General features: G+C 72.9%; 20 protein-coding genes. 17 read left to right on the top strand and 3 right to left on the bottom strand.

The annotated features are described in order from the left end of the window. Positions 1-60: 60 nt before the first annotated feature. Together E7744_RS09365 and E7744_RS09360 are read right to left on the bottom strand one after the other, a co-directional pair. Positions 61-978, bottom strand: a complete 918-nt coding sequence (locus E7744_RS09365) for an ABC transporter ATP-binding protein (RefSeq protein WP_137773882.1) — start codon at positions 976-978, stop codon at positions 61-63. Continuing rightward, the gene (locus E7744_RS09360; protein ID WP_137773881.1) at positions 978-1,871 is read right to left on the bottom strand and encodes an ABC transporter permease; all 894 of its coding nucleotides are present in this window, start codon (positions 1,869-1,871) and stop codon (positions 978-980) included. The genes E7744_RS09365 and E7744_RS09360 overlap by 1 nt, the downstream gene beginning before the upstream one ends. Before the next feature lie 288 nt (positions 1,872-2,159). On the opposite strand from E7744_RS09360, the gene wecB reads away from it, so the two are divergent. The 3 genes from wecB to E7744_RS09345 are packed head-to-tail and all read left to right on the top strand — an operon-like array spanning position 2,160 to position 9,003. After that, positions 2,160-3,302: a non-hydrolyzing UDP-N-acetylglucosamine 2-epimerase gene (gene wecB / locus E7744_RS09355; RefSeq protein ID WP_137773880.1), complete on the top strand. Its 1,143-nt coding sequence runs from the start codon at positions 2,160-2,162 to the stop codon at positions 3,300-3,302. A 34-nt stretch (positions 3,303-3,336) separates the two neighbouring features. Then, positions 3,337-5,157: a hypothetical protein gene (locus tag E7744_RS09350; protein ID WP_137773879.1), complete on the top strand. Its 1,821-nt coding sequence runs from the start codon at positions 3,337-3,339 to the stop codon at positions 5,155-5,157. Between the two features lie 18 nt (positions 5,158-5,175). Further along, positions 5,176-9,003, top strand: coding sequence for a chromosome segregation SMC family protein (locus E7744_RS09345; RefSeq protein ID WP_137773878.1), 3,828 nt, complete (start codon positions 5,176-5,178; stop codon positions 9,001-9,003). On the opposite strand, the gene E7744_RS09340 is transcribed toward E7744_RS09345, so the two are convergent. After that, positions 8,960-10,249, bottom strand: a complete 1,290-nt coding sequence (locus tag E7744_RS09340) for an MFS transporter (RefSeq protein ID WP_137773877.1) — start codon at positions 10,247-10,249, stop codon at positions 8,960-8,962. The two genes, E7744_RS09345 and E7744_RS09340, sit on opposite strands and share 44 nt — an antisense overlap. A 42-nt stretch (positions 10,250-10,291) precedes the next feature. Between E7744_RS09340 and ftsY the strand changes: the two genes are divergently transcribed. From ftsY to E7744_RS09270, 14 genes are all read left to right on the top strand, one after another. After that, a complete protein-coding gene (ftsY, locus tag E7744_RS09335) occupies positions 10,292-11,521 on the top strand; it encodes a signal recognition particle-docking protein FtsY (protein WP_137773876.1) in 1,230 nt (409 codons plus the stop codon). A gap of 223 nt (positions 11,522-11,744) precedes the next feature. Then, positions 11,745-13,613: an alginate lyase family protein gene (locus E7744_RS09330; protein WP_168199791.1), complete on the top strand. Its 1,869-nt coding sequence runs from the start codon at positions 11,745-11,747 to the stop codon at positions 13,611-13,613. A gap of 209 nt (positions 13,614-13,822) precedes the next feature. Continuing rightward, positions 13,823-15,181, top strand: coding sequence for an ammonium transporter (locus E7744_RS09325; RefSeq protein ID WP_246858646.1), 1,359 nt, complete (start codon positions 13,823-13,825; stop codon positions 15,179-15,181). A gap of 159 nt (positions 15,182-15,340) precedes the next feature. After that, complete coding sequence (ffh, locus tag E7744_RS09320; RefSeq protein WP_137773874.1) at positions 15,341-16,921, top strand: signal recognition particle protein; 1,581 nt, start codon at positions 15,341-15,343, stop codon at positions 16,919-16,921. A gap of 125 nt (positions 16,922-17,046) precedes the next feature. Further along, the gene (locus E7744_RS09315; RefSeq protein WP_137773873.1) at positions 17,047-17,982 is read left to right on the top strand and encodes a VOC family protein; all 936 of its coding nucleotides are present in this window, start codon (positions 17,047-17,049) and stop codon (positions 17,980-17,982) included. Positions 17,983-18,197: 215 nt separating this feature from the next. Then, entirely contained in the window at positions 18,198-18,632 is a 435-nt protein-coding gene (rpsP, locus tag E7744_RS09310) for a 30S ribosomal protein S16 (protein ID WP_137773872.1), read from the top strand. Positions 18,633-18,634: 2 nt separating this feature from the next. Further along, a complete protein-coding gene (locus E7744_RS09305) occupies positions 18,635-18,874 on the top strand; it encodes an RNA-binding protein (RefSeq protein WP_137774962.1) in 240 nt (79 codons plus the stop codon). A 146-nt stretch (positions 18,875-19,020) separates the two neighbouring features. Next, positions 19,021-19,578: a ribosome maturation factor RimM gene (rimM, locus tag E7744_RS09300; RefSeq protein ID WP_137773871.1), complete on the top strand. Its 558-nt coding sequence runs from the start codon at positions 19,021-19,023 to the stop codon at positions 19,576-19,578. Beyond that, positions 19,575-20,288, top strand: coding sequence for a tRNA (guanosine(37)-N1)-methyltransferase TrmD (gene trmD / locus E7744_RS09295; RefSeq protein ID WP_137773870.1), 714 nt, complete (start codon positions 19,575-19,577; stop codon positions 20,286-20,288). The genes rimM and trmD overlap by 4 nt, the downstream gene beginning before the upstream one ends. A 231-nt stretch (positions 20,289-20,519) precedes the next feature. Then, positions 20,520-20,906, top strand: coding sequence for a 50S ribosomal protein L19 (rplS, locus tag E7744_RS09290; protein WP_137773869.1), 387 nt, complete (start codon positions 20,520-20,522; stop codon positions 20,904-20,906). Positions 20,907-21,000: 94 nt separating this feature from the next. Continuing rightward, positions 21,001-21,624: a signal peptidase I gene (gene lepB / locus E7744_RS09285; RefSeq protein WP_246858380.1), complete on the top strand. Its 624-nt coding sequence runs from the start codon at positions 21,001-21,003 to the stop codon at positions 21,622-21,624. Between the two features lie 34 nt (positions 21,625-21,658). Next, positions 21,659-22,528 carry a signal peptidase I gene (gene lepB / locus E7744_RS09280; protein ID WP_137773868.1) on the top strand — a complete coding sequence of 290 codons (870 nt, stop codon included), beginning with the start codon at positions 21,659-21,661 and terminating at the stop codon, positions 22,526-22,528. Further along, the gene (locus tag E7744_RS09275) at positions 22,525-23,373 is read left to right on the top strand and encodes a ribonuclease HII (RefSeq protein WP_137773867.1); all 849 of its coding nucleotides are present in this window, start codon (positions 22,525-22,527) and stop codon (positions 23,371-23,373) included. Before lepB (E7744_RS09280) ends, E7744_RS09275 begins: the two co-directional genes overlap by 4 nt. Continuing rightward, positions 23,370-23,696, top strand: coding sequence for a DUF2469 domain-containing protein (locus tag E7744_RS09270; protein ID WP_137773866.1), 327 nt, complete (start codon positions 23,370-23,372; stop codon positions 23,694-23,696). Before E7744_RS09275 ends, E7744_RS09270 begins: the two co-directional genes overlap by 4 nt. Positions 23,697-23,763 lie beyond the last annotated feature (67 nt).

The following is a 23,763-nucleotide window of genomic DNA, read 5'->3' as shown; positions in this document are numbered from 1 at the left end:
GCCTGTCGGGCACGGTTGCGCAGGACGGGCACCGCGCTCGACCACCTCACCATGGGCGGGTCAGGTCCAGGCGATGTCGGCCTGCACCAGGTCGCGCTGGCGGGCCTCTCGGATCAGGCGGGCGCCACGGGGCTTGTTCTGGGCCAGCTTCTTCGTATAGAGGTTGTAGCTCGCGGTGACCTCCTCGGGGTCGCCGTCCATGATCAGTTCGCCCTTCTCGAGCCAGATGACTCGCGAGCACATCTCCTTGATCGTGGCCAGGGAGTGGCTGACGAGGAACACGCAACCGGCCTCCTGCCGCAGCACGTCCAGTCGTTTCCGGGTCCGGGCGCGGAATTGGGCATCGCCTGTGTTCAGGGCCTCGTCGATGATGAGGATCTCCGGGTCCACGCTGGTGGCGATGGCGAACTGCAGCCGGGCTGCCATGCCCGATGAGTAGGAGCGAAGCGGCAGGTGCAGGGCGTCCTGCAGGCCGGAGAGCTGGACGATGGAGTCGAACTTGGCGTCCGCCTCGGCGCGGGTCATCCCCATGGCCAGGCAGCCGAGGATGATGTTGTCCCGGCCAGAGATCTGCTGGACCAGGGCGGCATTGACGCCCAGCATGACGGGCGTGCTCGAGGCATGGACGGACCCGCCCGTGGGAAGGATGCGACCGGTCAGGAGTTTCATCAGGGTGGACTTGCCCGAACCGTTCGTCCCGATCACCCCCAGCGACTCACCAAGGTGCACGACCAGGCTGAGCGGCTTGAGCGCCTCCACGTCCACCGTGTGGGTGCCCGAAGCGCCGCGCACGCGGTCCATCAGGGTCTTCTTCGTGCCGGCCTCCTGGCGGGAGCGCACGGTGTATGTCATGGAGACGTTGTCCACCACCACCGCGATCTCGTCGAGGATCCGCGGGGGAGTGGGCTCCGGCTCCTCGACGTCCGACTCCTCCTCGGCGTCGAGGTAGGTCTCCTGGGCGATGTCCTTCTGCGTCATCAGATCTCCCGTCCGTAGGCTTCCTCGGCCTTCCAGAACACCACGGTGCCGACCACCAGCAGCCCCACGGTCCAGGCGCCCAGCACCAGCCAGCGCTCTGCCGAGGGAAGGGCATCGTAGAGCAGCACCTCGCGGGCGATGTCCAGCAGGCAGAACATCGGGTTGGCCTCCATGAACGCCATCATGACGGGGACCGAGGCGAAGCGGTCCGCGGCGTAGAAGACCGCCGAGAGGTAGAGCCACAGCCGGGTGCCGAACGAGATGAGGTGGGCGAAGTCCTTGACCTGCGTGACGATCCTGGCCAGGAGCAGGCTGAGGCCGATGTTGAACAGGAACTGCAGGATCACGGCGGGGATGAACAGCAGCCACTTCCACGTGATCGGCTCCAACGGGGGGATGGCCAGGATGAGGACGAACATCACCACGTACGCCGGGACATTGGCGAGCAGCTCGCGCACGCACGTGGCGATCGGCAGCGTGGCCCGGGGGAAGTGGAATGCCTGGACGATGGCGCGGTTGTTGTTGATCGACCGCGCTCCATTGAGGATCGACTGGGTCGTGAACCGGAACATGAAGACGCCGATGATGAGGTAGGCGATGAAGTTCTCCACACCCCGGCCCGTGCCGAGCAACAGGCCGAAGACCAGGAAGTACGTGGCCCCGTTGAGGATCGGATTGAGGACCATCCAGGCCTTGCCGAGGGTCTCCTCGGTGTTGCCGGAGGCCACGCGTGACTGGGAGTCGAAGAGGATGAAGGACCGGAAGTCCCACAGCTGCTTCAGGTAGCGGCCCAGCGTGGGTCGCCGGCCGACCGGGATCAGGCCGCCACGCTCGACCGTGTACCGCCGCACTCCGGCCGTGGACGTGTCGTCCGGGTGGCCTGTCTGGGCCATGGGGCGTGCCTTTCGCTCGAGGGAACAGGAGAACCGGTCCACCGGTGCGGATTGCCGCGCCAGCCCGGGCGCACTGGTCAGGATGTACCACAGGGCGCCGATCACTCTAGCATCGTCGGAATGGCCTTCGGCCGACCTTCGCGGCCTCGCCACGGCGGTCGGATAGTCTGTCCCGCAGAGAACCTGTCGACGCGTCCCGGACGGGATGGCGCCCGTGTCCGCGGCCGGGCTGTCCCCTGACCGTCCCGTCTCGACGTGTCCGACCCCCAGCAACCCGTGAGGATGTCCATGCCCATCATCATGCCGATCTACGGCACCCGGCCCGAGGCCATCAAGATGGCCCCGATCGTCAAGGCGCTCGAGGAGGACGAGGGCCTGGACTGCGTGGTGACGGTAACGGGGCAGCATCGCGAGATGCTGGACCAGGTCAACGACCTGTTCGGCATCGTCCCCGCTCACGACCTGAACATCATCCAGCCCCGGCAGACCCTCAACGGCGTCCTGACGCGCACCATCCAGGGCCTGGACGCACTCTTCGACACCGTGATGCCCGACGCCGTCGTGGTCCAGGGCGACACCACCACCTCGACGGCGGGAGCCCTGGCAGCGTTCAATCGCGGCATCCCCGTGGTCCACGTCGAGGCCGGCCTGCGCAGCTTCAACCTGTTCTCGCCGTTCCCGGAGGAGGCCAACCGGAAGATCACCTCCCAGGTGGCCAGCCTGCACCTGGCGCCCACCACCACGAGCCGGGACAACCTGCTGCGGGAGGCCGTGCCGGCGGCGGCGATATCCGTCACGGGGAACACCGTCATCGATGCCCTGCTCGAGGTCGTGGAGAAGGAGGTGCCGTTCTCGGACCCGGTCCTGGAGGAACTGGCGGCCAACGACCGGCGCCTCGTCCTGGTGACGACGCACCGGCGCGAGAACCAGGGCGACGCCATGCGCGGCGTGGGCCGGGCGCTGGCCCGGCTGGCGGGCGCCTATCCGGACGTCGATTTCGTGCTGCCGGCCCACCGCAACCCCGTGGTGCGGGAGGCCATCCTGCCCGCCGTCGAGGGTGCCGCGAACGTGATCGTCACCGAGCCGCTGGCCTACGGGGAGTTCACCCGGCTCATCGCCCTGAGCGACGTGGTCCTCACGGACTCCGGTGGAGTCCAGGAGGAGGCCCCCGGCCTCGGCAAGCCCGTCCTGGTCATGCGTGACAACACCGAACGGCCGGAGGCCGTGGTCGCCGGGACCGTGAAGCTCATCGGCACGGACGAGGAGCGGGTGGTGTCCGAGGTGTCTACGCTGCTCGACGACCCGCAGGCCTACGCCGCCATGGCGAACGCGGTCAACCCCTACGGCGACGGCCACGCGGCCGAGCGGACCGTGGCCGCGATCCGCCAGCTGCTGGGTCTCGGGGATCGGCTGCCCGACTTCTCCAGCTGACCCACATCGTCCGTCCGGATCGAAGGACACATCCTTGTCAGAGTTCGTCATCGCCATCCCCACCCTGTGGCGTCCCCAGTTGGAGGAGAAACGGTCCAGCGCGTGGCTCAGGGAGCGCCTGGAGCGAACCGCCGTCGGGTACGCACCCTTCCTGGGCCCCGACCTGGACCCCGTGCCGGAGATCAGTGAACCTGCTGCGAGAGGCACCCTGGCCGTCCTGTCCTTCGTGCGACGCGGGGAGTCCGGTCGCGTCCAGGCCTCGGGGGACCACTGGTCCGTGAGCGCCGGCAGTCCCGTGAGCGCGCAGCTCCTGGACTCCCTGTACCGCCACGCGGGGCGGCTCGTCTATGACCTCCCGGTCTGGGGGCAGTACGCGGCCGTGTTCGGTGAGCGGTACCTCGACCGGGTGACGGCCTGGAACACGGTGCCCGCCCTCGAGGCCATCCACTACGCGGTGACCGACGAGTACGTGTTCCTCGGCAACCGTCCGCTCCTCGTGGCCATGGCCATGGCCGCCGGGGCGAGGTCGGCGCTGTCGCTGTCCACCGACTACCTGACGGAGTACCTGCTCTACGGATACTCCCTCAGCGGGCAGACACCCTTCACCGGCGTCCGGACCCTGTCCGTCGATCGGTCCCTGTGCGTCCACCGTGGGGAGGTGAGCCTGCACGAGGTGCCCTCTGGACTGACGGGACCGCTTTCGGCTCGGCACACCCTGGAGGAGGGGACCGAGGCCCTCGCCGCGGCGCTGACATCGGCGATGGACCGCACGGAGCGGGCACTCGACGGCCGGAGGCTCCAACTCCGGCTCAGCGGCGGCAAGGACAGCCGGGTCATGCTGGCACTGCTGCGTGGCCGAGACCTGGACGTGGGTGCGGTGACGTTCGGCCGCGAGGGGGACGCCGATGTCCGGCTGGCCCGTCTCCTGGCGCACCGCTCCGGGGTGCGCCATGAAGTGCGGTTCCCCGAGCTGGGTGATGCCGCGGACCTCGCCGGGCAGGTCGCCCTGACGATTGCCGGGAGCGGGGGCATCCCGGCCTCCGAGCCCCACACTGCGCGGTACCGCGGAGCGGACGCAGGGGGTGCGGGGGAGGGCATCATGCTGGGGCAGTGGCCGTTGACCAAGGGTGGCATGGCCAAGCGACTGCGCTACCCGGCCGGGGGCATCGAGTCTGCGATCATGCACCAGGGTGGATCCCTGGTGGGAGAGGGGGCGCGGGCTCCCCTCGATGACCGCCTGCAGCACTGGTTCAACTCCGTGCACGCGGCCTCGGAGCTGGAGAAGCTGTATCTCTTCGCCCGCGAGTTCCGCTCCGGTCGTTACCTGCATGCGCACATCGCCCACTACGCGGGAGAGGCCCAGATCGCCTACCCCATCTCCGATGCGGAGGTCGCCGCGGTGTGTGACGCGCTGACCATGCCGGAGAAGGTGTCCGAACGGGCCCTGTTCGGGGCGCTGTCTCGACTCTGGCCCGAGGTGATGGAACTGCCGCTGGACCGGTCGGTCTGGCGATTCGAGGCCGCCGGCCCGGATCCGGAGTTCTCCGGTCCCCACTACGAGGCCCGGTCCACGCCGTTGCCGCCGGCGGAGGAGGATCCCCACCGGAACCTGCCGACGCGTCCTTCGGAGTTCTCCGGAGTCGTGGCGGCTCAACTGGCGCGGGAGATCCTGGACAGTGATCGCGCACCGCTGTTCGCCTCGTTGCTCACGGCCGAGATGTGGGCCGCGCTCACGCCGGCGGCCGCCGGCCACGTCCAGGCCCCCGCATCGATGTCCCGGCTCGAATTCGTCAAGTACCTGTGGCGGGTCTACGTCGCCGATGTGTGGCTATCGCGCCGTTGGATCCCCGCCTGACCCGGTGACCTCCCGTCCATGTACCTGAAGACCCTCACCGTCCGCGGCTTCAAGTCGTTCGCCTCGGCCACCACCTTCCGCTTCGAGCCCGGCGTGACCGCCGTCGTCGGCCCCAACGGCTCCGGCAAGTCCAACGTGGTGGACGCCCTGGCGTGGGTGATGGGCGAGCAGGGGGCCAAGAACCTGCGCGGCGGCAAGATGGAGGACGTCATCTTCGCCGGCACCTCGGGCCGGGCCCCGCTGGGCCGGGCGCAGGTCTCGCTGACCATCGACAACGCGGACGGCGCCCTGCCGATCGAGTACTCCGAGGTCACCATCTCCCGGACCCTGTTCCGCAACGGGGGCTCCGAGTACGCGATCAACGGCAGCGCGTGCCGCCTGCTGGACATCCAGGAGCTGCTCTCGGACTCCGGGCTGGGCCGGGAGATGCACGTCATCGTGGGGCAGGGGCAGCTGGACCGGATCCTGCAGGCCACCCCCGAGGAGCGCCGGGGCTTCATCGAGGAGGCCTCCGGCGTGCTCAAGCACCGCCGGCGCAAGGAGCGCAGCGTCCGCAAGCTCGAGTCCATGCGCGGCAACCTGGACCGCGTCCGGGACCTCTCCGAGGAGGTCCGCCGCCAGCTCGGGCCGCTGTCCCGGCAGGCCAGCACCGCCCGCAAGGCCCAGCGGATCCAGTTCGACGTCCGGGACGCCCGCACGCGGCTGCTGGCCGACGACGTCGCGCGCCAGGAGGCCGAGCTGGCGCGGCTCGGCGAGGGGGACCGGGGGCTGGAGGAGGACCTGGCCGCGGCCGAGGCCGGCGTCGTGCGCGCCGAGGAGGCCGCCGCCGCCGTGGCGTCCCGGGCCGCCACCGCCGCCCGGGCCTCGGCCGCGGCGCGGGACCACTGGTACCAGCTCTCCACGCTGGCCGAGCGCTACCGGTCGCTGGCCGCCGTCGCCGCCGAGCGCGAGCGGTCCCGGCGCCAGCCGGTGCCGCCCCCGGCCGGTCCCGACCCGGACACCGCCGCGGAACTGGCGGACCGCGCCACCGCGGACGCCGGGGCCGCCGCGGAGGAGGTCGAGCGCTCCCGCGGCGAGCTCGCCGCGGCGACCGCGCACCGCCAGCAGGCCGAGCGCGAGGCCCGCGAGGCCTCCGAGGCCCACACCCGGCTGCTGCAGGAGGCCGCCGACCGCCGCCAGCGGGCCGCCGTCGCCGCCGGCCGCGTGGAGGCCGCGCAGGCCACCGCGCGCACCCTGCGCTCCCAGCTCGAGCGGGCCCGGACCCGGGTGGCGGAGACCGAGCAGGCCGCGGCCGCCCTGCGGGCCGAGCTCGCCGACGAGCAGGACCGGCTCGCCGGGTCGCTGGACTCCGAGGAGCGCCTCGACGCCGCCTACGAGCGGGCCGCCGAGGTGGCGGAGGACCTGCGGGAGCGGCTGCGCGTCGTGGAGGAGGCGCTCGCCGTGGCCGAGTCGGCGCACGGGGCGGCGGTGGCCCGCCGCGACGCCCTCGCGGAGGGGCTCGAGCCGGAGCCGGGAGCGGCCGTCACGGTGCTCGAGGACCTGGCCCCCGTGGCGCTGGCCGGGCTGCTGCACGTGGAGGGCGGCTGGGAGGCGGCCGTCGCGGCGGCGCTCGGCGGCCCCGCGGACGAGCTCGTGCTGTCCGGGCCGGGGCCGGCCGCCGAGGCCGCCGGCCGGCTGGCCGGGGCCGGGGCCGGCGACGCGCGGCTGTTCTTCCCGGCGGGGACCGACGGGGATGCGGCCGAGGACGGTGACGGCGCGGGAGACGGCGCGGGAGACGGTGAGGGGGCGGGCGGGCTGCCCGAGGGCGTGGTGGACGCCGTGGCGGTGGTCCGCCTGGACGCCCCGGAGCACCTGGCCGGGGTCGCCACGACCGTGCGGCGGCTGCTGGCCGGAACCGTGCTCGTGGAGGACCTGGAGGACGCCGTGGCCTGGCGGGCGTCGGGGCGCCTGCCGGAGCTCCTGCACGGCGCCCCGCTGCGCGTGGCGACCCGCGAGGGGCACGTGCTGGGCGCCGGGTGGGCGGACGCCCGCGGCGCCGGGGCCGGCAGCCGGCTCGAGCGCCAGGCGGCCGCCGACGAGGCGGGCCGCGTGGCCGCCGAGGCCGGCCACGAGGTGGAGCGGCTGCGCTTCCAGCGCTCCGGGCTGCTGGGACGGCTCGAGGAGGCGGCCGCCGAGGAGTCGGCCGCGCTCGAGGCGCTGAACGCCTCGGACGCCCACTTCACCGCCGTCACGGAGCACCTGGCCCGCCTGCACCAGCAACTCGCCCATGCCGACGACGGCGCCCGGCGCCAGCGCGCCGAGCTCACCGCGCTGGAGGGCCGGCTCGCGGAGGCGACGGCCGCCGTCGCGCAGGCCGAGGACCGGGCCCGGGCGGCGCGCGAGGCCGAGGCCGCCGGGGCCGAGGGCGAGCCGGCCGACGGGGAGCCTGCAGGGCGCGCGGCGACGGCCGGGGGCCCGGGCGCCGCGGCACCGGACGCCCCAGTGCAGCCCGATCCCGCCGCCCGGGACGCGGCCGAGGAGCGCGCCGCCGCCGCCCGGCACCGCGAGACCGAGGCGCGGCTGGCCCTGCGTGCCGCCGAGACGGTGCAGCAGCAGGCCGCCGCCCGCGCCGAGCAGGCGCGGCGGCAGGTGTCCGCCTCCACGCTCGCGCACCGCGAGCGGGAACGCGCCGAGCGGACCCGGCGGGCCTGGCTGGCCCGCATCGGTGCGGTCTCCGCCGCGCTGGCCCGCGGCCTGGAGCGGCTCGAGGCCGCCGTCGCCCGGGCCGACCGGGACCGCGCCGGGCTGGACCGGCAGGGCGAGGAGCTGGCCGCCGAGCGCGAGCGGCTCCAGCAGGCCGCCGACGCGAACCGCGCCGCGGTGGCCCGCGCCAAGGACCGGCTGCACGCCGCCCGGATGGCGCGCCAGGAGCAGCAGCTGAGGCTCGACCAGCTGCACGCGAAGGCGCGCGAGGACCTGGGGATGACGCCGGACTACCTGCTGGAGCACTACGGCCCGGACGTGCCCGTGCCGCTCGCGCCGCCGGCGGAGGAACCCGGGGCCCGCGCCGCGGGGACCCCGGGGACCCCGGAGGTCGCGGACACCGCGGCGCCGGGCGACGGCCCGGACGACGGATCCGCCGACGGTCCGGACGGGGGACCGGGCGGGGAGCCGGCGGTCGAGACCACGCCCTTCGACCGCGCCGAGCAGCAGAAGCGCCTGCGCCGGGCCGAGCGGGAACTGGCCGCGCTCGGACGGGTGAACCCGCTGGCCCTCGAGGAGTACGCCGCGGTGGAGGAGCGCCACCGCTTCCTCACCGCCCAGCTGGCGGACCTCGACGCCAGCCGCCGTGACCTGCTGCGGATCATCCAGGACGTGGACGACACCGTCCAGCGCGTGTTCCGCTCCGCCTTCGAGGACACGGCGGCCCAGTTCCAGCACGTCTTCGCCACCCTGTTCCCGGGCGGGGAGGGCCGGCTGTTCCTGACCGACCCGGACAACCTGCTGGAGTCCGGCGTGGAGGTCGAGGCGCGGCCGGCGGGCAAGAAGGTCAAGCGGCTGTCCCTGCTCTCCGGCGGGGAGCGCTCGCTCGCGGCGGTGGCCATGCTCGTGGCCATCTTCAAGGCCCGGCCGAGCCCCTTCTACGTCATGGACGAGGTGGAGGCCGCCCTGGACGACACCAACCTGGGGCGGCTGCTGGAGATCTTCCGCGAGCTGCAGCGGGACAGCCAGCTGATCATCATCACGCACCAGAAGCGGACCATGGAGGTCGCGGACGCGCTGTACGGGGTGTCCATGCGCGGCGACGGCGTGAGCGCGGTGATCAGCCAGCGCCTGGACGGTGCTCCGGCGGCGGCGCGGGGCTGACCGTCGGCAGTGCGCCCGTGCGCGGCCCGCCCGGGCGCACCGGCAGGTTCGTCTCGGGGGCGAAGGCCCAGGAGGCGGCGCCCACGGCGAGGATCCCGCCCGTCAGCGCGAAAGCCCACCCGAAGCCGGCGGCGTCCACCACGAGCCCGGCCAGTAGCGGGCCGGAGATGGCCCCGAGGTCGGCGGCCATCTGCGCGGTGGACATCACCGGCCCGGCCTTGCGGTCCTGGCCCACGATGTCCGTGACGGCGGCCTGCTGCGGGGCGTTGAGCAGTCCCGTGCCCGCCCCGGCGAGCACGCACAGCGCCAGGAACGCCCAGACGTCCTGCACCCAGCCGAGCGCGGCCGTGCCGGCCGCCGCGACCAGCAGGCCCGTGATGATCAGCGGCTTGCGTCCGTGCACGTCGGAGAGCCGGGAGGAGAACGTCACCGCCGCGATGTTGCCGGCGGCGAACAGGGACAGGGCGGCGCCGGCCACCTGCGGGCCGTCCAGCCAGAGCCCGGCGCCCGTGAAGGCGGTGGCGGCCAGCAGCGGGGTCAGCGAGTTGCGGACGCCGAACGTGGCCCAGCCGTTGGCGAAGAACGAGGTCAGCGCGGCCCGGTAGGAGTGGTTGTCCCACGCCTCGGCCAGGCGCATCTCGGGGCGCGCGTCGGGACGGCCGCGGTCCGCCAGGCGGGAGTCGCGCAGCAGCACGAACACCAGGCCCGCCGCGAGCACGAGCGAGGTCCCGTAGATCAGGAACGGCACGCGGTGGCCGAACACGGCCAGCAGGGAGCCGATGACGGGGCCGGCGATGTTGCCCACGAGGAAGGCCGAGGCGTAGGCCCCGGAGACCCGGCCGCGGATGGTCGGCGGGGACCGCCGGGCCAGGAAGGCCATCGCCGAGACCGTGAACAGGGTGGACCCGATGCCGCCGAGCCCGCGGAACACGAGCAGTTGCCAGTAGTCCTGGGAGAAGGCCACGAGGAACATCGAGGCGGCCACGATGAGCACCCCGGTCATGTACGTCGGCGTCTCGCCGAAGCGGCTCGTGGCCCGGCCGGAGAGGGGGGCGAAGAGCAGCCGGGTCAGCCCGAACGCGGACACCACGGCCGAGACGGCGGTGGCGGAGGCGTTGAAGGACTGGGCGTACTGGGGCAGCACGGGGGCGATGATCCCGAAGCCGATGGCGATGATGAACGCGGCCGCGATGAGGACCCTGATCTCCCGGGGGATGGGGGGCCGGTCGACCGTCGTGCGTGCCATGCGGCCCATCCTCCCATGCCGCCGCTGTGACAGACTGGAGCGGTGGACCCGATCATTCTGATTTCCCTCGCTGCCATCCTCGTCGTCGGCCTGAGCCTGCTGGGGTTCCTGGACCGGCGCCCCAAGCTGCCCCGGGGCACCTACCCCACCACCCGGGACGCCAACGATCCCGCCCCGGGGTCGACGGCCGTCCTCGAGCGGCCGGAGGCCGAGCCTGCGGGCGACCAGACGGTCGTCGGGGACGTCGCCGCGGCGGACTCCGAGCTGCTGGACACCGACCGTCCGGCCGTCGCCGAGCCCGGGCTCGCCGAGCCGGAGGCGCCCGCCCGCGAACTGGAGACGCCGGCCCCGGTGGCCGGCCGCCTCGCCCGCCTGCGTGCCCGCCTGGCCAAGTCCAACAACGTCTTCGGCAAGGGCCTGCTGGCCCTGCTGTCCACGGACGACATCACCGACGACGTGTGGGACGAGGTCGAGGAGACGCTGCTGCTGGCGGACCTCGGCACCGAGCCCACCATGGAGCTCGTGGACCGGCTGCGCGAGCGGGTCACCGTGGAGGGCTCGCGGGACCCCGAGCGGGTGCGCGCCATGCTGCGCGAGGAGCTGGTCCGGATGGTCGACCCGGCCATGGACCGCCGGCTCAGCGCCAGCCGCAAGGAGGGCCGGCCCGCGGTGATGATGGTGGTCGGCGTCAACGGCGTGGGCAAGACCACCACGGTCGGCAAGATCGCCCGCGTGCTCGTGGCCGAGGACCGCCAGGTGGTGCTCGGCGCCGCGGACACCTTCCGCGCCGCGGCCGCCGAGCAGCTGGCCACGTGGGGCGCCCGCGTGGGCGTGGACACCGTCCGCTCCGAGGAGGACGGCGCCGACCCGGCCTCGGTGGCCTTCGACGCCGTGCGCGCCGGCATCGACCAGGAGGCCGACGTGGTCATCGTGGACACCGCGGGCCGGCTGCAGAACAAGGCCAACCTGATGGACGAGCTGGGCAAGATCAAGCGCGTCATCGAGAAGCAGGCCGCCGTGGACGAGGTCCTGCTCGTGCTGGACGCCACCACCGGGCAGAACGGGCTGAGCCAGGCCAAGGTCTTCGCCGAGGTCGTGGACATCACCGGCATCGTCCTGACCAAGCTGGACGGCACCGCCAAGGGCGGCATCGTCGTCGCCATCCAGCGCCAGCTGGGCGTGCCGGTCAAGCTCATCGGCCTGGGCGAGGGCCCGGACGACCTGGCCCCGTTCCACGCCGAGGGCTTCGTGGACGCGCTGCTGGAGGACTGAGGCCGGGACCTCCCGGAGGGAGGGGACGGGGCACCGGCCATGGGCTGGTGCCCCGTCCCACAGGGGGTGTTAGCCTCGTCACACCCTGTTCGCCTTCCGCCCGGAGGCCCTCATGCCTGGAACGCGCCCCCGACCGTCCCTCCGCCGGATCCTGGCGCTCGCGTTGGCCGCTGCGCTCATCCCCCTGGCGCCAGCCTCGGCCGATTCCCCGCCCGGCGGCGCCATGGACACCCGTGCCGAGACGGGCACTGCGCTGGACGCCAGCGACCAGGCGGGCGAGACGGACCCGTCGGAGGAGTTGGCGGGGCCGGTGGATCCCGACGTGGCCGCGGATCCGGCGAACCCCAACAGCGTCTATCCCTGCGCGGGCTACGGGACGCTCCCGCGCTACAACACGGTCGCCACCAACCGCAGCGATGTCTACAACTGGTATGTCTTCCCGTCGACCAAGGTCGGCAACGGCAGCGGGAACATCAACTGGACGCTCGACCCCCACCGCGACCTCGGCTGGAAGCTGTGGTTCTCCAGCCTGCGCTGGATCGGTCCGAGCATCGAGGCAGGGCGAGCGGGGGACTCGAAGGCCCTCGCGAAGGCCGAGACCATCATCCGGGACTGGATCCGGGACCACGGCACCTCGTGGCTGGCCGACTCTGACGACATGGAGGCGAACACCCACCGGCTCAACGTGCTCACGTGCTTCCGAGAGGTCGTCATGGAGCGCAATGGCGGACGGCTGCCGTCTTCCTACGCGTGGTTGACGACCTCACTGCACCGGCACGCCGAGCACAACATCGCGCGGTGGTCGGGAGCGCACAACCACGGTTCCATGGAGAACAAGGCCCTCCTCGGACTGGGCTGCCTGCTCGACCGCAGGGACTACCAGGACCACGCGATCGCCCGCGTGAAGAAGGCACTGCCCCAGCAGGTGAGTCCCGAAGGCCTCAGCAACGAGGCGGCGCCCCACTACATGCACTTCAACTACCGCCTCTTGGTCCAGATCGGCGAGTTGATGGAGCGTTGTGGGCACGACGCCAGGACGGTGATCCGGCCCCTGACGGTGATGGGCAACAACCTCGCCCACATGACCAATGCCCTGGGGTATTACTGGCAGTACGGTGACTCGAGCGTCACCAAGGCCCCGTCGAACGTTCCGGCACAGGCCCTCTACGCGGCCACCAACGGGGCGCGGGGGACGAAGCCCACCCATCGAGTCCGCATCTTCGACGCCGGATTCGTCTTCGGCCGATCCTCCTGGGGAACGCCCGCCACCGGGTTCGCCAACCACCCCTCCTGGATGTTGCGGGGCGGAAGCGGGCGGGAGAAGAAGGCCCATCGAGGAGACCTGCTCCAATTCCTCTACACCGCCCGGGGCCGGGACATCCTCGTCGACGGCGGGCAGCCGGGCGGTGTCTCGACCAAGTGGCGCGGATGGGCCGTCGGAGAACTGGCGCACAACACCATCTTCGTGCCCTCCGCCAAGATGTCGGACGGGGGGAGGGCACGCCTGACCCGTTCCAGCCTCCCGGCGGACGGACGTGCCGACTTCGTCGAGATGACCCAGCAGTTCAACTCCAGGGGCACGAGGACCCGCGGCGTGCTGGTGATGCCAGACCCCGACCTCGCCATCGTGCTCGATCGCACGGTGATCAACGATTCGTCCAGGCGCCACACGGTCCAGAGCCTGTGGAGCGTCCCGGCCGACCAGACCAGCACATGGGTCAGCCGTTCCACGGTCCGCTCATCCAGGCCCGGATCGTCCTCCCAGACGACCTTCGTGCAGGTGCCCTTCTGGGGCGCACCGACCGTCGGCAAGGGTGAGACGGTGATCTACCGGGGTGCCGAGGCGGGGATCCCGCGGGGACACCACTACCCCCGGCAGCTGGTCCGCCAGCCCACCGACCAGATCACCTTCAGTCGTCATGGCAACCAGGTGGGGACCATCTCGGTCATCGCTCCCGCACTGAAGTCACACCAGGTGAGGGTGACCCGGGGAACGTACTCGAACGGCTCCACGAAGCTGACCATCAAGGTCGGGGCGAAGACCACGGTCGTGCGCATCACCCGGGGCGGGTACATGAGCCGGGAAGGCTGATGTACCCGCGGGTCGCGGAAACACGCCGTTAACGCCACCGGACGGACCGTCACGCGGACGAAACGGGGCGCGAGGCGTCGTGAAACACGGCCGGAGCATCCTCTTAACCGGGACACGTCGCCACCCGTCGCGACGCCGCAGGCCGTCCCGGGCCACCCCCGGCCCGGAGTGCCCGGGGTCCTCGGAGAGAGGAGAGAACTGTGGAAGCAATCGAACTGACCGCATCCCACGTCTGGGTCATGGCCTGTGCCGGCCTGGTGCTGCTGATGACCCCGGGGCTGGCCTTCTTCTACGGGGGGCTGACGCGCGCCAAGGCCTCCCTGAACATGATGATGATGTCGTTCATCTCGATCGGGCTCGTCAGTGTGGTGTGGGTCCTGTGGGGCTACACCATGAGCAGCGGTGACGGCATCGCCCAGCTCTTCGGCAACCCGTTCGCCGACGTCGGCCTCTACGGCACGGTGGGGACCGAGGACCTGATCGGCATCGGGTTCGGGGCCACCTTCGCCATCATCACGGTGGCGCTGATCTCCGGGGCGATCGCCGACCGGGCGAAGTTCAGCACGTGGGTGGTCTTCGTGCCGGTCTGGGTCACCCTCGTGTACTGCCCGCTGGCCTTCATGGTGTGGGGCGGTGGCCTGCTCTCGGCGGACGGCGCCGTGGGCGGTGCCATCGGCGAGGCGGTCGACTTCGCCGGCGGCCTCGTGGTCCACATCTCCGCCGGCGTCGCGGCGCTCGTCCTGGCCCTGCTGCTGGGCAAGCGCAAGGGCTTCGGCACCGATCCGGGGCACCGTCCCCACAACATCCCCTTCGTGATGCTCGGCGCCGCCCTGCTGTGGTTCGGCTGGTTCGGGTTCAACGGCGGTGCCGCCTCCGACGCGGCCCAGGCCGGCCTCATCTGGGTCAACACGCTGGCCGCCCCGGCCGCGGCCATGCTCGGCTGGACCCTCACCGAGGCCGTCCGCGGCCGCCGCGCCACCTCGATCGGCACCGCCTCGGGGATCGTGGCCGGCCTCGTGGCCATCACCCCGGCCTGCGCCTACGTCGACCCGGTCGGCGCCGTCGTCATCGGCCTGCTCGCCGGCGTCGCCTGCGCCCTGGCCGTGAACCTCAAGTACAAGCTCGGCTTCGACGACTCGCTCGACGTGGTCGGCCTGCACCTGGTGGCCGGCATCCTCGGCACGGTCCTGATCGGCCTGCTGGGCCGGCCGATGGAGGACGGCCGCGCCGGCCTGTTCTACGGCGGGGACGGCTCCCTGCTGCTGGCCCAGGCGGTGGCCGTCGTCTTCGCCGTCGTCTACGCCGGCGTGGCCACGCTCGTCATCGGCGCCCTGCTCAAGGCCGTCATGGGCTGGCGCGTCACGGCCGAGGACGAGGAGATGGGCATCGACCAGGCCCTGCACGCGGAGATCGCCTACGAGTTCGGCGGCGGCGGGCTGGGCACCGCCTACGCGGCGAACTCCCCGGCCGAGGCCGCGGCCCCGGCCGGCACGCCGCTCGCCGCCCCGGTGCCCCCCGCGGTGCCGTCCTCGCGGCAGGAAAGGGTTGATACCCTTGGACACCGGTAGTCACCGCCGCGTGCGGTCACGGCCGCACTGAGGCACCCGCCGGGGGCGGGCCGCACGTTGCGGCCCGCCCCCGCCGTCGTCGGTGGGGCCGCCACCGCCGCCCGACCTGTCCCGCGGGCCCGCCCAGGGCCCCAGCCCACCGAAGGAAAGAGCACCGCAGTGTTCAACTCCCTGTCCGACCGCCTGGCCGCCACCTTCAAGAACCTGAAGGGCAAGGGACGACTGTCCGAGGCGGACATCGACGCCACCGCCCGCGAGATCCGCCGGGCCCTGCTGGACGCCGACGTCGCCGTCCCGGTGGTCCGGGAGTTCATCGCCCACATCAAGGAGCGGGCCCTCGGCGAGGAGGTCAGCCAGGCGCTGAACCCCGGCCAGCAGGTCGTCAAGATCGTCAACGACGAGCTCGTGGGCATCCTCGGCGGCGAGACCCGCCGGCTGCAGCTGGCCAAGAACCCGCCGAGCGTCATCATGCTGGTCGGCCTCCAGGGCGCGGGCAAGACGACGCTGGCCGGCAAGCTCTCGAAGCACCTCAAGGAGCAGGGCCACACGCCGATGCTCGTGGCCGCGGACCTGCAGCGCCCCAACGCGGTGCGCCAGCTGCAGATCAACGGCGAGCGGGCCGGGGTGCCGGTGTTCGCGCCGCACCCCGGCGTCTCGAGCGAGTTCGAGGACGCCACGGGCGATCCCGTGCAGGTCGCCCGGGACGGCCTCGCCGAGGCGCGGAACCGCCACAACGACATCGTCATCATCGACACCGCCGGCCGGCTCGGCGTGGACGAGGAGCTGATGCGCCAGGCCGCGGACATCCGCGCCGCCGTCCAGCCGGACGAGGTCCTCTTCGTCCTCGACGCGATGATCGGCCAGGACGCGGTCGCCACCGCGCAGGCCTTCAACGAGGGCGTCGGCTTCACGGGCGTGGTCCTGTCCAAGCTCGACGGCGACGCGCGCGGCGGTGCCGCGCTGTCCGTGCGCTCGGTGACGGGCAAGCCGGTCATGTTCGCCTCCACGGGCGAGAACCTCGGCGACTTCGAGGTGTTCCACCCGGACCGGATGGCCTCGCGCATCCTGGACATGGGCGACGTGATGAGCCTGATCGAGCAGGCCGAGCGCAGCTGGGACAAGTCCGAGGCCGAGAAGATGGCCCGGAAGTTCGTGGACCAGGAGGACTTCACCCTCGACGACTTCCTCGACCAGATGCAGCAGATCAAGAAGATGGGCTCGATGAAGAAGCTGCTGATGATGATGCCCGGGGCCCAGGGCATGCGCCAGCAGCTCGAGCAGTTCGACGAGCGCCAGATCGACCGCATCGAGGCGATCATCCGGTCGATGACCCCGCACGAGCGCGTGGCGCCCAAGATCATCAACGGCTCGCGGCGGGCCCGCATCGCGCGCGGCTCCGGGGTCCAGGTCTCCGAGGTCAACGGGCTGCTGGAGCGTTTCGGCCAGGCCCAGAAGATGATGAAGCGGATGGCCGCCGGCGGCGGCATGCCCGGGGTGCCGGGCATGGGCGGCGGCGCCGCGGGCGCCCGGAAGGCCAAGGCCAAGGGCAAGAAGGCCAAGCCGCGCTCGGGCAACCCGGCCAAGGCGGCGCAGGAGATGCGCGAGCTGGAGGAGCGGCGCAAGCGCTCCGGCGCGGGTGCGCCCGGCTCGGCCTTCGGCCAGGGCATGCCGGAGGAGGGCTTCGACCCCTCGGCGCTGAACCTGCCCAAGGGCTTCGAGAAGTACCTCGGCAACAACTGAGGGGCACGGGCCGGGGCCCGCGGAATAGTTGAAGGGTAAACTGTGTTGGGATGAGGGAGAGGCGAGGTCCCGGTGAGCCCACCGGGAGGTTCGCCGCCCCCGCCCCCCGACCCAGGAGACCACCCATGTCCTTCACCGCCGACGCCGCCACCGCCTCCCTGAACCACCAGTCCATCAGCGGCCGCCCCGTGGACGACCTCCTCCCGGCCGGCCTGTCCATGGGCGTGGTCACCCTGCGCACGGACGACGTGCCACGGCTGCGGTCCTACTACGAGCAGGCCATCGGCCTCGTCGCCGTCGCCGAGGACGGCCCCAACGTGGTCCTGGGCCGCAACGGCGTCCCCCTGGTGGGGATCGAGGAGGCCAACGGCCTGAAGCTGCCCCCGGCCGGGGAGGCCGGCCTGTACCACGTGGCCATCCTCTTCGAGCAGGCGGCCGACCTCGCCGCCGCCGTGTACTCGGCCCTCAAGCTCGACCCCACCCGCTTCGTGGGCAGCTCCGACCACTACGTCTCCGAGGCGTTCTACTTCCAGGACCCGGACAACAACGGCATCGAGCTCTACGTGGACCGCCCCCGCGAGCAGTGGACGTGGCTGCCGGACGGCCAGGTGGACATGGGCACCGTGTACCTGCCGTGGGACCGCTACCTCAACACCCACCTGACGGAGGACGCGCTGGCCCGCCTGCGCACCGCCCCGGCGTCCGTGGGGCACGTCCACCTGCAGGTGGGGGACGTGGACCTGGCCCAGCGGTTCTACGTGGACGAGCTCGGCTTCGAGAAGACCACCGCGTACGGCACCATGGCGCTGTTCGTCTCCGCGGGCGGCTACCACCACCACATGGCGATGAACACGTGGAACTCCACCGGGGCCGGGCCGCGCCGCAACACCCTCGGCCTCGGCCTCGTCGAGCTGACCCTGCCGCAGGGCGAGGGGCTCGCCGCCGCCGAGGACCGGCTGCGGACCGCCGGGCGCAGCGCCCGGCGCACGGACCGGGGCCTGGAGGTCCGCGACCCGTGGAACACGCTGCTGCTGCTCACCGAGGCCGCGCCCGCGGCCTGACCGCGACGGCCCCGGGCGGGCGGTCCCGACCGCCCGCCCGGGCCCGGCTAGGAGAATCCGCGGGGAGTCTGGCAGAATGGGCAGGTACTGAACCGCCGTCCGGGCGACCCTCTATCCACCGGACGGTCGTTCCGTCAGCAGTGCCGGACCCCGCGCCAACCCCACGGCCGGCGTCAGTGCTGCGCCCAGACCAAGAACCAGGAGCTACCACACCCGTGGCCGTTAAGATCCGCCTGAAGCGCTTCGGCAAGATGCGCGCACCCTTCTACCGCATCGTCGTCGCCGACTCCCGCACCCGCCGTGACGGCCGGGCCATCGAGGAGATCGGCAAGTACCACCCCACCGAGGAGCCCTCGTTCATCGAGGTGAACTCCGAGCGCGCCCAGTACTGGCTGTCCGTGGGCGCCCAGCCCACCGACCAGGTCCTGGCCCTGCTCAAGATCACCGGCGACTGGCAGAAGTTCAAGGGCCTGCCGGGCGCCGAGGGCACCCTGAAGACCAAGCAGCCGAAGGAGCCCTTCGTGGCCCCGGAGAAGGGCTCGGTCATCATCCCCGAGGCGATCACCCCCAAGAAGGAGACCGCCGAGGCCCCGGCCGAGGAGTCCTCCGAGGAGACCGCCGAGGCCCCGGCCGACGAGAAGTCCGAGTGACCATGCTGCAGGAGGCGCTGGAGCACCTGGTCCGGGGGATCGTCGATTCCCCGGAGGACGTCCAGGTGGACCTGCGCACCAACCGCCGTGGAGAGGTCCTGGAGGTCCGCGTGGACCCCGCGGACCTCGGCCGGGTCATCGGCCGCCAGGGCCGGACGGCCACCGCGCTGCGCACCGTGCTGGACGGCCTCGCCGGCCACCCGGTCCGCGTGGACGTGGTGGACACCGACCGCCGCCGCTAGCCCCACGGCACCGCCCGGCCCGCATCCCGCGGGCCGGGCGGTCGCATGACATGATGGCCCGTGCCCGGATCCGTCCGGACGCGGGCCATCGTCGTCCCGCCCGACCGGGCCGAGCCCCGGACCCCCGAACCGAGAGGAACCCCGCCATGCCCGAGAGCACGTCCCGGCCGCAGGACCACGTCCGCGTGGCCCGCATCGGCAAGCCCCACGGCATCCGCGGGGACGTCACGGTGCAGCTGTTCACCGACGAGCCCGAGGAGCGCTTCGTCCCCGGCGCGGTGCTCGAGGGCCGGCGGGGGCGCGGGGGCCGGGACGGCGAGCTGACCGTGGCACGGGCGCGCTGGAACAAGGACATCCTGCTGCTCGGCTTCGAGGAGGTCTCCGACCGCAACGGCGCGGAGGAGCTGCGCGGCACCGAGCTGTACGCCGAGCCGGACGCCCCGGGGGAGGACGAGGGCTGGTACGAGGAGGACCTCGTCGGGCTGGCCGTCCTGGTGGACGGGGAACGCGTCGGGGCCGTGACCGGCCTGGTCACCGGCGAGGTGCAGGACCTGCTGGAGGTGGGCCTGGACTCCGGGACCGAGGCGCTCGTGCCGTTCGTCGAGGAGATCGTCCCCGCGGTGGACCTCGAGGCCGGCACCGTCACCCTCGACCCGCCGCCCGGCCTGCTGGGCCTGAACGAGCCGGAGGACGGCCGGGCGTGAGGATCGACGTCGTCACCATCTTCCCCGAGTACCTCTCGGCCCTCGACGTCTCGCTCATCGGCAAGGCCCGCCGTGACGGGCTGCTGGAGATCCACGTCCACGACCTGCGCGACCACACCGTCGACCGGCACCGCACGGTGGACGACACCCCGTACGGCGGCGGCGCGGGGATGGTCATGAAGCCGGAGCCGTGGGCGCTGGCCCTGGAGTCCATCGCCGAGGCCGGCCGCTCGGCCGGCCTCGGCCGCCCCGTCCTGCTCGTGCCCACGCCCTCGGGCGAGCTGTTCCGCCAGTCCGTGGCCCAGGAGCTGTCCGCCGCCGACCACCTCGTGGTGGCCTGCGGGCGGTACGAGGGGATCGACGAGCGGCTGTTCCACTGGGCGCGGGAGCTCTTCGAGGTGCGGCTCGTCTCGCTCGGGGACTACGTCCTCAACGGCGGCGAGGTGGCCGCGCTGGCGATGATCGAGGCGATCGGCCGGCTCGTGCCCGGCGTCGTGGGCAATCCCGAGTCCCTCGTCGAGGAGTCCCACAGCGACGGGCTGCTGGAGTACCCCGTGTACACGAAGCCCTCCTCCTGGCGGGGGCACGAGGTGCCGGACGTGCTGCTCTCCGGTGACCACGGCCGGGTGGCCGCGTGGCGCCGCGAGCAGCAGCTCGAGCGCACGCGCCGGCGCCGCCCGGACCTGCTCCCGGACCCCGCCGCCGACTGAGGCCCCCCGGCTGGCAGCGCCCCGGGTGATCTGGCATAATGGACCGCTGTGTCAACTGGACATCCGACCTGCCACAGGGGGCGGATGCCGACAGTGTGGCCAGCCGGCGCCCGCCACGGGCGGACCGGTCCCCAGCCCGGGCACGCCCATCCCGACGCTCCGCTCCCGGAGCACCGGCCGGCGTGCCACCGACCACGTGGATGACCTGTGGCGTCCACCAGGAGTACCAGCATGCATATCCTCGACTCCCTCGATGCCGCCTCGCTGCGCACCGACGTCCCCGACTTCCGTCCCGGCGACACCGTCAAGGTGCACGTGAACATCGTCGAGGGCAAGACCGCCCGCGTCCAGGTCTTCCAGGGCTTCGTCATGGGCCGCCAGGGCCACGGCGTGCGCGAGACCTTCCGCGTCCGCAAGGTCTCCTTCGGCGTCGGCGTGGAGCGCACCTTCCCGGTGAACTCCCCGGTCATCGACAAGATCGAGCTCGTCACCCGTGGTGACGTGCGCCGCGCCAAGCTGTACTACATGCGCGACCGCCACGGCAAGGCCGCCAAGATCAAGGAGAAGCGCGACTTCACCACCACGGGCAAGGGCGCCAAGGGCGCCAAGAAGGCCTGACCTGACGGTCGAGCCCGGCCCAGGCCGCACCGGGCGCCGGTCCCCCGCGGGGGACCGGCGCCCTTCGCGTACCCGGGAACCGGGCCGGCGCAGGGTGCCGGTCGGCGCCGCGGCGGTGGGCGCCGTCGTCGTGCTGGCGCTGCTGGCCTCCGCGGTGCTGCGCAGCACCGTGGCGGACCTGTACCTCGTCCCCTCGGGGTCCATGGAGCCACTGCTGCAGGCGGGGGACCGCATCAGCGTGGACCGTCACGCCTACGACCACGTCCCCGTGGCGCGCGGGGACCTCGTCGTCGTGGACGGCGAGGGCAGCTTCGCGCCCTACGACGGCCGGCCGGCCGTGCTGCGCGGCACCGAGGAGGCCCTGCAGTGGCTCGGGCTGGCGCCGGACACGACGGCCTACGTCAAGCGCGTGGCCGGGGTGGGCGGGGACACCGTCTCCTGCTGCTCGCCGGAGGGCCTGCTCGAGGTCGACGGCGAGGAGGTCGCCGAGGACTACCTCGCCGGCCCGCCGCCGGCCTCCCGGGTGGAGTTCACGGCCGAGGTGCCCGGGGGCCGGCTGTTCCTGCTGGGGGACAACCGGCACGCCTCGGTGGACTCCCGGTCGCTGCTCGGCGCCCCGGGCGGCGGGATGGTCCCGGAGTCGAAGGTCATCGGCCGCGTGCAGTCCATCGCCTGGCCGCCCGGCCGCCGGACGGCGATCGAGCCGGGCGGGCGGTAGAGTGGACAGCCGGACCAGCGGAGAGGACGGCGAGATGGGCCAGGAGTACACCCGGCGGGCGCAGGACGCCCCGGACGGCCCCGAGGACACCCGCGCCACCCTCGAGGGGGGCGGGACGGCGGGCGCGACCGGCGACCCGGCGGCCCCCGCGCCGACCGGGACCCCCGCCGCGGCACCCGCCGCCGCCCGCCCCGCGGCCCGGCCCTCCGTCGGCCGCCGCGCGTGGCTCGCGGTGCGCGAGATCGTCCTGATCGTCCTCATCACCATCCTGGCCTCGTTCCTGGTCAAGACGTTCCTCTTCCGTGCCTACTACATCCCCTCCGGGTCCATGGAGCAGACCCTGCAGGTGAACGACCGGATCTTCGTCAACCTGCTGGTGCCCGGCCCGTTCGGGGTGGACCGCGGCGACGTCATCGTCTTCCAGGACACCAAGGGCTGGCTCGGCGAGCCCGCGCCCCAGCCGGCGAACGGGGCCCAGCAGGCCCTCGAGTTCATCGGGCTGCTGCCGGACTCCTCCGAGCAGCACCTCGTCAAGCGGATCATCGGGATGCCCGGGGACACGGTCGAGTGCTGCTCGGCCGACGGGCGCGTCGTCGTCAACGGCGAGCCCGTGGACGAGCCCTACCTGCACCCCGGTTCGGCGCCCTCGGACATCCCCTTCACCGTCACCGTCCCGGAGGGCCACGTGTGGGTCATGGGCGACCACCGGGACGCCTCCGCGGACTCCCGCATGCACCGGGACGGCCCGGGCGGGGGCTTCATCGACCTGGACGACGTCACCGGCCGCGCGGAGGTCATCGCCTGGCCCGTCTCCCGCTGGGGCGATGCCGGCGGGGACCGCGAGGCGTTCGCGGACGTGCCGGACCCGGCGGCGGCGCGCGCAGCGGGAGCCGGCGCCGGATGAGCACCCCGGCACCGGCCCGGACCCGCCGCTCGGCCGCCCGCCGGACGCCGGCCCCGCTGCCCGGGCTCGACCTCGAGGCCTCCCTCGTGGCCGGCCGGCCGCAGGGCGGCGCGCTCGTGGCCGGCATGGACGAGGTCGGCCGGGGCGCGCTGGCCGGCCCCGTGAGCGTCGGCGTCGTCGTCGTCCGCCTTCCCGACGCCGGCCCCGTCCCGGCGGTGCGCGACTCCAAGGCGCTCAGCCCGGCCCGCCGCGAGGCGCTGGTCCCGGAGGTGCTGGCGTGGGGTGCCGCGGCCGCCGTCGGCCACGCCGCGCCCGGGGAGATCGACCGGTACGGGATCTCTGGTGCCCTCGCCCTCGCCGGGCGCCGGGCCTGGCACGAGGTGGTCACGGCGCTGGGGGCCCAGCCGGACGCGCTCGTGCTGGACGGCCGCGACGACTGGCTGCCGCGCGCGCCGCGGCCGGAGTGCGCCGGCCTGGCCGCCGGCCCGGGACGGGTCCACCTGCAGGTCAAGGCCGATGCGCGCTGCGCCACCGTGGCGGCCGCCTCGATCCTGGCGAAGGTGGAGCGGGACGCGCTGATGACCCGGCTCGCCGCGGAGCACCCCGCGTACGGCTGGGACGGCAACAAGGGCTACGGCGCCGCCGCCCACCGGCGGGCCCTCGTGGAGCGCGGGCCGAGCCCGCACCACCGGCTCAGCTGGCGGCTGCTGCCCGGGGCCGAGGCCCCCGGCACCGCGGCCCCCGCGGATCCGGGCCGGGGAACGGCACGGATGCCCGTCCCCGGCCAGTCGGCGCTGTCATGGGACGGGGCCACCGGGGAGCTGGGGGCAGAATGGACGGCATGAGCGGCGACGAACTCGAGAACTACGAAGCGGAGATGGAGCTGCAGCTCTACCGCGAGTACCGCGACGTGGTCGGGCTGTTCCGGTACGTGGTCGAGACCGAGCGCCGCTTCTACCTGGCCAACTCCGTGGACCTCAAGGCCCGCAGCGAGGGCGGGGAGGTGTTCTTCGAGATCCTGCTCGAGGACGCGTGGGTGTGGGACATCTACCGGACCGCGCGCTTCGTCAAGCGGGTGCGCGTGCTGAGCTTCAAGGACGTCAACGTCGAGGAGCTCCCGCAGCGCGACGACCTCCAGCTGCCCCAGGACGGCCCCGCGCTGGGCTAGTCCGGGCTCCTCCACGCCGCGCGGTCACCCGCGCGCCCTCCACACCGGGCCGCCCCGGCCGCCCGTC

Origin of the sequence: Citricoccus sp. SGAir0253 (genome assembly GCF_005877055.1) — a bacterium.
Lineage (GTDB): Bacteria > Actinomycetota > Actinomycetes > Actinomycetales > Micrococcaceae > Citricoccus.
Note: the sequence above shows the minus strand (reverse complement) of the source record. Positions and strands in the feature narration are given on the sequence as shown.